The 8,298-nt window shown below is 64.3% G+C and carries 9 protein-coding genes and 2 pseudogenes; 6 read left to right on the top strand and 5 right to left on the bottom strand.

Going from position 1 to position 8,298, the window contains the following annotated elements; translation table 11 throughout:
* From C4301_RS09930 to C4301_RS00850, 3 genes and pseudogenes are all read right to left on the bottom strand, one after another.
* Positions 1–187 (bottom strand): annotated as a pseudogene (locus C4301_RS09930) (hypothetical protein); the annotation flags it as partial.
* Between the two features lie 29 nt (positions 188–216).
* Positions 217–654, bottom strand: a complete 438-nt coding sequence (locus C4301_RS00855; RefSeq protein WP_352413229.1) for a type II toxin-antitoxin system RatA family toxin — start codon at positions 652–654, stop codon at positions 217–219.
* Between the two features lie 10 nt (positions 655–664).
* Positions 665–1,111 carry a regulatory protein RecX gene (locus C4301_RS00850; protein ID WP_352413228.1) on the bottom strand — a complete coding sequence of 149 codons (447 nt, stop codon included), beginning with the start codon at positions 1,109–1,111 and terminating at the stop codon, positions 665–667.
* Between C4301_RS00850 and C4301_RS00845 the strand changes: the two genes are divergently transcribed.
* The 6 genes from C4301_RS00845 (at position 1,110) to C4301_RS00820 (ending at position 7,270) form a co-directional block, all read left to right on the top strand.
* Positions 1,110–1,826, top strand: a complete 717-nt coding sequence (locus C4301_RS00845; RefSeq protein ID WP_352413227.1) for a metallophosphoesterase — start codon at positions 1,110–1,112, stop codon at positions 1,824–1,826. The two genes, C4301_RS00850 and C4301_RS00845, sit on opposite strands and share 2 nt — an antisense overlap.
* A gap of 3 nt (positions 1,827–1,829) precedes the next feature.
* Positions 1,830–2,111 (top strand): Lrp/AsnC family transcriptional regulator, encoded by a 282-nt coding sequence (locus tag C4301_RS00840; RefSeq protein WP_352413226.1) that lies wholly within the window; start codon positions 1,830–1,832, stop codon positions 2,109–2,111.
* A 59-nt stretch (positions 2,112–2,170) separates the two neighbouring features.
* Positions 2,171–2,692, top strand: a complete 522-nt coding sequence (locus C4301_RS00835) for a CPBP family intramembrane glutamic endopeptidase (RefSeq protein ID WP_352413232.1) — start codon at positions 2,171–2,173, stop codon at positions 2,690–2,692.
* 74 nt (positions 2,693–2,766) lie between these two features.
* Entirely contained in the window at positions 2,767–4,779 is a 2,013-nt protein-coding gene (locus C4301_RS00830) for a PrkA family serine protein kinase (protein WP_352413225.1), read from the top strand.
* Positions 4,776–5,861, top strand: coding sequence for a DUF444 family protein (locus C4301_RS00825; protein ID WP_352413224.1), 1,086 nt, complete (start codon positions 4,776–4,778; stop codon positions 5,859–5,861). The genes C4301_RS00830 and C4301_RS00825 overlap by 4 nt, the downstream gene beginning before the upstream one ends.
* On the top strand, positions 5,858–7,270 hold the full coding sequence (locus C4301_RS00820; RefSeq protein WP_352413223.1) for a SpoVR family protein: 1,413 nt from the start codon (positions 5,858–5,860) through the stop codon (positions 7,268–7,270). The genes C4301_RS00825 and C4301_RS00820 overlap by 4 nt, the downstream gene beginning before the upstream one ends.
* On the opposite strand, the pseudogene C4301_RS00815 reads toward C4301_RS00820, so the two are convergent.
* Together C4301_RS00815 and C4301_RS00810 are read right to left on the bottom strand one after the other, a co-directional pair.
* Positions 7,267–8,050: pseudogene (locus C4301_RS00815) on the bottom strand (prolipoprotein diacylglyceryl transferase family protein). The gene C4301_RS00820 and the pseudogene C4301_RS00815 sit on opposite strands and share 4 nt — an antisense overlap.
* Positions 8,050–8,277: a rhodanese-like domain-containing protein gene (locus C4301_RS00810; RefSeq protein WP_503012369.1), complete on the bottom strand. Its 228-nt coding sequence runs from the start codon at positions 8,275–8,277 to the stop codon at positions 8,050–8,052. The pseudogene C4301_RS00815 and the gene C4301_RS00810 overlap by 1 nt, the downstream one beginning before the upstream one ends.
* Positions 8,278–8,298 lie beyond the last annotated feature (21 nt).

Here is an 8,298-nt window from a genome sequence, read left to right as displayed (position 1 = left end):
CGACGCTCTCTATGCGCCCGTGCCTTTCCAGATGGGCCAGGATCCGTCCCACCGTGCGCTCACTGACCTGAAACCCTTCCTTGCGCAAACTCAGCCAGATGGGCCAGCGGCCCCAGGTGGGGTTCTTTCGGTGTTCGCTCCGCGAAGCAACTCTGCGCAGGGCTTCGACGCGGATCAGGAGCTCAGGGGGCTCACATGTGTCTGTCCAGGTTCACCCTACTCCCGCTCCACCCGCTCCTTAAGGCCCCTGAGCAGGGCCTCGCTGTTTTCCTGCATGAGCTTTTGAACCAGTTTCTGCAGAAGCCCCCCAAAGATAGGAATGGTGAGGGCATACTCCAGGTCCAAAACCACCCGGGTTCCCTCTCCCTCCTTCAGGAAGACCCAGGACCCCTCGTACCGGTCAAAATCCCCCTCGGGGCTATAAAACCGGTTCCTCAGGTTCTGGTCGTCCCACTCCTCCTCCTCGATCCAGCGGACCTTCTTCCCCATGGCCACCCCCACCCATTCCGTACGGGTGCGGGTGCCCTCCTGGGAGAGGACCCTTAAGGTCTCCACGTCTTTCAAGTAGGGCTTAAGGCCCTCGAGGTCCTTGGCCAAGCGGTAGACCTTCTCTGGGGAAGCGGGAATATAGATCTCCGCGTGCACGGACGGCATGCCCCCAGTTTTACCCCTCCTCCCCCTCCTCCGCAAGCCGCCGGTAGGCCTCCAAGGCTACCCCTAAAGGGAAGCCTCGGCCCTGCAGAAACCGGACCGCCCGGGGCTTATCCCTCCGGTGGGGGTATCTGCGCAAGACGGCCAGGGCTTCCTCCGGGGTGGCCTCGGGCACCACCTCGCCCCACACCTCCTCCGGGACCCCCCGGGCGCGCAGGAGGGCCTTGAGCTTCAAGGGTCCATACCTCTTCCGGGCCTCCACAAAAGCGCGGGCAAAGGCCCGGTCGTCCAGGTAACCATAGCCCTTGAGCCGCGAGAGGGCCTCCTCCACCTCGAGGGGGGAGAAGCGGGCGAGGAGCTTCTCCCGCAGGGCCTTCTCCGTGTAGGCCCTCTGGGCGAGAAGCCTTAGAGCGTAGCCCAAAGCGGTCTCCACAAGACTTAGGGTAACCTGAAGGGGCATGCGGGTCTACGCCATCGCCGATCCCCACTTTTCCCGGATGAACCCTAAGCCCATGACCGTCTTCGGACCCGGCTGGGAGGGTCACCCCGAGGCCTTCTTCCGGGGGTGGCGGGAGGTGGTAAAGGAGGAGGACCTGGTCATCGTACCCGGGGACATCTCCTGGGCCATGCGCCTTTCCGAGGCCATCCCCGACCTTCTGGACCTGGCGCGGCTACCTGGGAGGAAGGTCCTTCTAAAGGGCAACCACGACTACTGGTGGCCCTCCATCTCCCGCCTCAGGGCAGTCCTCCCGGAGGGGATGTACGCCCTCCAGAACGATGCCTTGGTCCTAGACCAGGTGGCGGTGGCCGGCACCCGGGGATGGCAGTACCCCCCCCAGACCCCTGAGGACGAGAAGATCTACGCCCGGGAGATAGAGCGGCTCAGGCTTTCCCTGAAAAATCTCGAGGGGAAGCCCTATCGCCACCTGATCCTGGCCTTTCACTTTCCCCCTTTCGGCCCCCAGGGAGAAAAGACACCCCTTTTGGAGGCGGCCTTGGAAGCGAAGCCCGAGGCCATCGTCTACGGCCACCTCCACGGGGTCGACCCGGAAAAGCTCCCCAAGAGCTACGAGGGCGTCCCGCTTTACCTGGTGGCCGCGGACGCCCTTGGCTTCCGGCCCAGGCTCATCCTTCCGGGCATTCCTGCGAAAAGAGGCGAGGCTGGGTATGCTTAGGGCGTGGTGATCGCCTTCGTATTCATTCAAGCCAGGAAGGATCTGATCCCCGAGACGGGGGAGAGGCTGGCGGAGCTTCCCGGGGTGGCGGAGGTCTACTCCGTCACCGGGCCCTGGGACCTGATCGCCGTGCTGCGGCTTAAGGACCTGGAGGCGTTGGACGAGGTGGTGACCCGGGGGATCCACGCTTTGGCCGGCGTGGAGAAAACAGAGACCCATCTGGCCTTCAGGACCTACCCCCGGAAGCTCCTGGACCAGGGCTTCAGCCTGGGTGCCGCCCCTTGAACCCTTTGGCCCTCCTCACCGGGATCCAGCTGGGCCTCTTCCTCCTAGGGGGGGTGCTCATGGCCCACCTGGGTCTGGAGCCCCTGGCCACCCCCAACCCCTTTAGGGACGGTGCCTTTGGCCTGGGGCTTTTCCTTCTTTTGCAGGGTCTCGAGGCCCTTTTCAGCCGAGTTTTTCCCAGAAGCTTCCGGATGGCCGAGGCCTTCCACCGGGAGCTGGGCGAAGCCCTCGTTCGCACAGGCCTGGGCCCCAAGGAGGCGCTTCTCCTCTCCCTCCTTTCCGCGGTGGCGGAGGAGGTCTTCTTCCGGGGGGCCGTGCAAGGCCTCCTCCTCCGCCAACTGGGGGGTTGGGGGGTGGGGGTCCAGGCCTTGCTTTTTGCCCTCCTCCATCCCGCCCCCAGGTCCGCCTTCGCCTATCCCCTTTTCACCGGGGTGGCGGGGGGGTTGCTCGGGCTTTCCTTCCTCTTCACGGGAAGCCTGGTCCCCGGGATCCTGGCCCATTTCCTGCACAACGCCCGCAGCTTTGCTGAACTCCTTTCCGCCTCAGCTCGGCAAACCCCCCGCCCAAAGCCCCGGGCGTAGGGCTACACTTTTTCTTTCCCCTCGTGATAAAATAACCTTGAAGTCTATAAACCGCCCGTATCAAGGAGGGCAAGATGGGTGAGTTAGCGTTTATCCGCACCCGGCAGGACCTCGAGGCCTACCGCGCGCTTCACTGGGAGGGGTCCTTTGCCGACTACCTGCGGCTTCTCAGGGAGGACCCGCGGCCTCTAAGGACCAGCTTCCAGCGGGTCTACGACATGATCCTCTCCCACGGGGTGGAGGAGTACACCCTTTTCAAGGAAAGGCTTTTTCACTACCGCTTTTTTGACGACCCCTTTGAGGGGAAGGACGCCGTCTTCGGTCTGGACAAGCCCCTGATGCGCCTGGTGGCCACCTTGAAGGCCGCCGCCAACCGCCTGGGGCCGGAACGGCGCATCCTCCTCCTCCACGGACCCGTGGGCTCGGCCAAGAGCACCATCGCCCGGCTCCTTAAGAAGGGGCTGGAGGACTATAGCAGGAAGGAGGAGGGGCGGCTTTACACCTTCTACTGGAAAACCCCCAAAGAGGGCCCCTTCCCCTGCCCCATGCACGAGGAGCCCCTCCACCTTCTGCCCAAGGAGTTCCGGGAGGCCTTCCTGGCCGAACTGAGGGCCCTCCACCCGGACTACCCCTATCCCCTCGAGGTGGAAGGGGAGCTCTGCCCCGCCTGCCGTTTCCAGATGCGGGAGGCCCTGGCCCGGCACGGGGGGGACCTGGCCAAGGTCCTGGAGGAGGAGATCGTCGTAAAGAGGCTGGTTCTCTCCGAGAAGGATCGGGTGGGCATCGGAACCTTCCAGCCCAAGGACGAGAAGAACCAGGACTCCACGGAGCTTACCGGGGATATCAACTACCGGAAGGTGGCCCTCTACGGCTCCGACTCCGACCCCCGGGCCTTCAACTTCGACGGGGAGCTCAACGTGGCCAACCGCGGCCTGGTGGAGTTCATAGAGATCCTCAAGCTGGACGTGGCCTTCCTCTACGACCTCCTCACCGCAAGCCAGGAGCACAAGATCAAGTCCAAAAAGTTTGCCCAGACGGATATCGACGAGATCATCCTGGGCCATACCAACGAGCCCGAGTACCGGAAGCTCCAGGCCAACGAGTACATGGAGGCCCTGCGGGACCGCACCATCAAGATCGACATCCCGTACATCCTAAGGGTCTCGGACGAGGTGCGGATCTACCGGCGGGACTTCGCCCGGGTAAAAAAGCACATCGCCCCCCACACCCTGGAGATGGCCGCCACCTGGGCCGTCCTCACCCGCCTCGAGGCCCCCAGGCGGGCGGGGCTCACCCTGATGCAGAAGCTCAAGCTCTACGACGGCAGGCTTCTACCCGGCTGGACGGAGGAGGCGGTGCGGGAGCTTATGCTTGAGGCCAAGCGGGAAGGGCTGGAGGGGATAAGCCCCCGGTACATCCAGGACAAGATCTCCAACGTTCTGGTCACCACGGAGGAGCCCTGCATCAACCCCTTCATGGTCCTGAACGAGCTCGAGGAGGGCCTAAAGCACCACTCCCTCATCAGCGATGAAAAGACGCGGGAGCGGTACCGGGCCCTTCTGGAAGAGGTCAAGGCGGAGTACGCGGAGATTGTGAAAAACGAGGTGCAGCGGGCCATCGCGGCGGATGAGGAGGCCCTGAACCGGCTTTTCCACAACTACATTGACCACGTGAAGGCCTACGTCCTGGGCGAAAAAGTGCGCAACCCCTATACCGGCACCCCCGAACCCCCCAATGAGCGGCTCATGCGGTCGGTGGAGGAAAGGGTAGAGATCCCCGAGTCCCGTAAGGACGACTTCCGCCGGGAGATCATGAACTATATCGGCGCTCTGGCCCTGGAGGGGCGGACCTTCACCTACAAGGACAACGAGCGCCTGCGCCGGGCCCTTGAAATGAAGCTCTTCGAGGACCAGAAGGACACCATCCGGCTTTCCGCTTTGGTCTCGGGGGTGGTGGACCCGGAGACCCAGGCCCGGATCGACCTGGTCAAAGGCCGGCTCATCCGGGACTACGGCTACTGCGAGCACTGCGCCGCCGGGGTCCTGGAGTTCGCCGCCTCGATCTTTGCCCGGGGGGAGACGCGGTGAGGCCGATTGAGCGGGACCTGGAGCGGTTTAAGGCCATCGTCCGGGGGGAGATCCAGAAAAGGGCCCGGGAGTTCCTCACCCGGGAGGAATTTTTAGGCCAGCTGGAAGGCCGCCTGGTCTCCATTCCTCTTCCCCAGCTGGAGCTGCCCAAGATCGTCTACGGGGAGGAAGTGGGAGAAGGCCTCGGCCTGGGGCCGGGGGGTGAGGGGCTCGGGCCCGGGGGACATATCCCGGTGGCGGAGCTCGAGCTGGAGGAGTTCTTAGACCTTATGGGAGAAGCCCTCAAGCTCCCCCGGCTCCGCCCCAAGGGGGAAGGGGAGGTGACGGAGGAGGCCTTCCGCTACACCACCATCGCCCGCAAAGGTCCCAGGGGTCTAAGGCACGTGCGACGGACGCTTAAGGAAGCCCTTAAGCGGGGCCTTCTTTCGGGGGAGTACCGGCCGGAGGTGGACAAGGCCCCCCGGCTCATCCCCGAGCGGGAGGACTTCCGGTACAAGGCCCCTAAGGCCAGGCCCCGCCCCCACGCCCAGGCGGTGGTGGTCTTTGCCCTGGACGTCTCGGGGAGCATGCGGGAGGAGGAGCTCCGGCTGGTCAAGACCCTGGCCTACTGGATTACCGCCTGGATCCGGAGACATTTTCCCCGCCTCGAGCGCCGCTACATCCTCCACGACGCGGAGGCCTGGGAAGTTGGGGAAGAGGAGTTCTTCCGGGCTAAGGAAGGCGGGGGGACACGGCTTTCCAGCGCCATCCTCCTGGCGGAGAAGATCCTGAAGGCCTACCCCGAGGCCTTTTACAACCGCTACCTCTACCACTTCTCCGATGGGGAGAACTGGCCGGGGGATACGGAAAAGGCCCTGGAGGCCCTGGGCCGCCTCCTCCCTAGCCTTGCCCTCTACGGGTACGCCCAGGTCCAAACCCGCGGAGGGGAGGGGGGTTTTCTCTACGATCTGGAGGCCCTCCAAAGGAGCTCTCCCGGCCTCGGTCACGCGTCAGCGTACCTCGAGGCCCTGGCCACCGCGGAGCTCACGGGCCAAGAGAGCCTGCCCCGCGCGCTCAGGCGGCTTCTGGGAGGGGAAGAATGAACCTCAAAGACTGGGCCGGAATCTTGCAAGCCAAGGCAGAGGAGATGGGCCTTTCCTTTGCCCCGGTGGTCTTTGAGGAGGTGGACGCGGAGGAGATGGCCATGCTGGCCGCCTACGGGGGGTTTCCCCGCCGCTACCCCCACTGGCGCTTCGGAAGCGAGTACCTCCGCTACCGGGAGCTTTACCGCTACGGCCTGGGCCGGATCCACGAGCTGGTGGTCAACACCGAACCCGTCTACGCCTACCTCCTAAAGGGCAACACCCCCCTGGTCCAGAAGCTGGTCATGGCCCACGTCTTTGCCCACGCGGACTTCTTCAAGAACAACCTGGCCTTCCGGCCCATCCCCAAGGACATGCTGAACGAGATGGCCCACCACGCAGCCTACGTGGCCAGGGCCATGGACAGGCACGGGGCACGGGCGGTGGAGGAGTTTTTGGACCTGGCCCTCTCCCTGGAAAACCTCATCGACCCTCACGCCCCCTATATCCGCCGCTTAGAGGAGGCTGCTTCCCCGTCGGGGGAACACCTTGAGGAAACCCCCCTACCCCAAGGCCGCCTCCGGGTCCGCCCCTACCTGGACCCCTATGTCAACCCCCCCGCCGAACCCCCCAAGGAAGCGGAGGAGGGGGCAAGCCAGAAACCCCTCCCCCCCAGACCCACACGGGACATCCTGGGTTTCCTGGCCCGGCACGCCCCCCTTGCCCCCTGGCAGCGAAGCATCCTGGAGATCATCCGGGAGGAAAGCCTCTACTTCGCTCCACAGGCAGCCACCAAGGTCATGAACGAGGGCTGGGCCACCTTCTGGCATACCCGCATTCTTCTCCCTCTCCTAAGCCCCGAGGAGGCCTTGGAGTTTGCGGAGCTCCAGGCGGGGCTTCTTACCCCCCAGGGGTTCAACCCCTACCGGCTGGGCTATCACCTATTCCAGGAGATCGAGGAACGCTGGGACAAGGGGCGGTTTGGGGAGGAGTACGAGCGCCTCCCCCTGGGAGAGAAGCTCAACTATGAACGCCCCACGTCCAGGGGGCGGGAGAAAATCTTCCAGGTGCGGACCGTGTACACCGATCTGGGCTTCCTCGAGGAGTTTCTCACCCCTGAGTTCGCCCTCCGGCGCAACCAGGCCCCCAAGGACCTGGACAAATTTGAAGAGGCGAAGCGCCGCCTCCTCTTCCGCCTCACCAACGGGGGCTACCCCACCATCTGGCTCGTGGACGCCAACCACAAGAACCGGGGCGAGCTCCTTCTGGAGCACGCCTACGAGGGGGTAGGGCTGGACCTCAGGCGGACCCAGGCGGTTTTGGCCAACCTCCACCGCCTCTGGGGCCGGCCGGTCCACCTGAGGAGCGTTTTAAAGGAAAAGCCCGTCCTCCTCACCTACGACGGCGAGCACCGGATCGGAACCCCCTAGCGCAAAGCCCGGAGGTAATCCGTAAGGAGGGCCTCGGAAAGCTCCCCCATGTGCCGGAGGATGAGCCGTCCTTCCCGGTCAAAGAAGAACGTGGTGGGCAGGCCCTGGATGTTCAAGGCCTCGGACAACCGGGTAGAGGGGTCCAGAAGGGCCCACTCCATGCTCAGGTTCCGTTCCTCAAGAAAGCGCCGCACCACCTCCGGGCCCTCCCCCTGGCTTACAAAGACAAACCGGACCTCGGGGGTCCTTTTGGCCACCTCGAGGAGCATGGGGAGTTCCCTCCGGCAGGGGGGGCACCAGGTGGCCCAGGCGTTCACCACCAGGGGCTTCCCCAGAAAGGCCCTGAGCTCCACCGGCTCCCCGCCTAGGCGCTCGAGGGTAAGGTTCGGCAACCGGGCCTCCTGGGGCCGCCTATGGCTCAAAAGGCCATAGAAGAGCCCCGCCACCCCCGCAGCCAAAAGCGCATACTTCCAGAGGTTCTTGGGTAAGGCCATAAGCGTATACACCCCCCCGGCCACCACCCCAGCCCAGGCGTCGAATCCCCCCTGCCATACATAAAGGGCGGAAAGGGGGTCCTGGGCGTAGGTGGCGGCGTGGCGAAGGACAAAGGCTAGCCGGGCGGCAAGAAGCCCCACGAGAATGACGTTCCAGGCCCAGCTGGAAAGCCTCCGGTCCACCTTTCGGGCATACACTTCGGAGAAGGACCATGCCCAAAAGGGCCAGGGCCACCTGAACCCTGGCCCAGGAAAGGGCGATGGGGCCAATCTGAACCGCATCCATCATCGGACGAGGGGGTAGTCCATTCGCTCAATCGCCAGAACACCCCCCTGGACATTGTAAAGGTAGACCGGTTTGTCCTTAGGCAGCTCGCGCCACCAGGCGTCTATGGACTGCAGAGGATAGTTCTTGGCCCCGGGAACATGCCCCTGGGCAAACTCCATGGGGGTACGGACATCCACCACCAAAACCTCCCCAGATAGATGGGCGTAAAGGTCCTCCGGGCCCACCTCCTGGTACCGCCCCCTAGC

Source organism: Thermus sp., assembly GCF_040290245.1.
Lineage (GTDB): Bacteria > Deinococcota > Deinococci > Deinococcales > Thermaceae > Thermus_A.
Note: the sequence above shows the minus strand (reverse complement) of the source record. Positions and strands in the feature narration are given on the sequence as shown.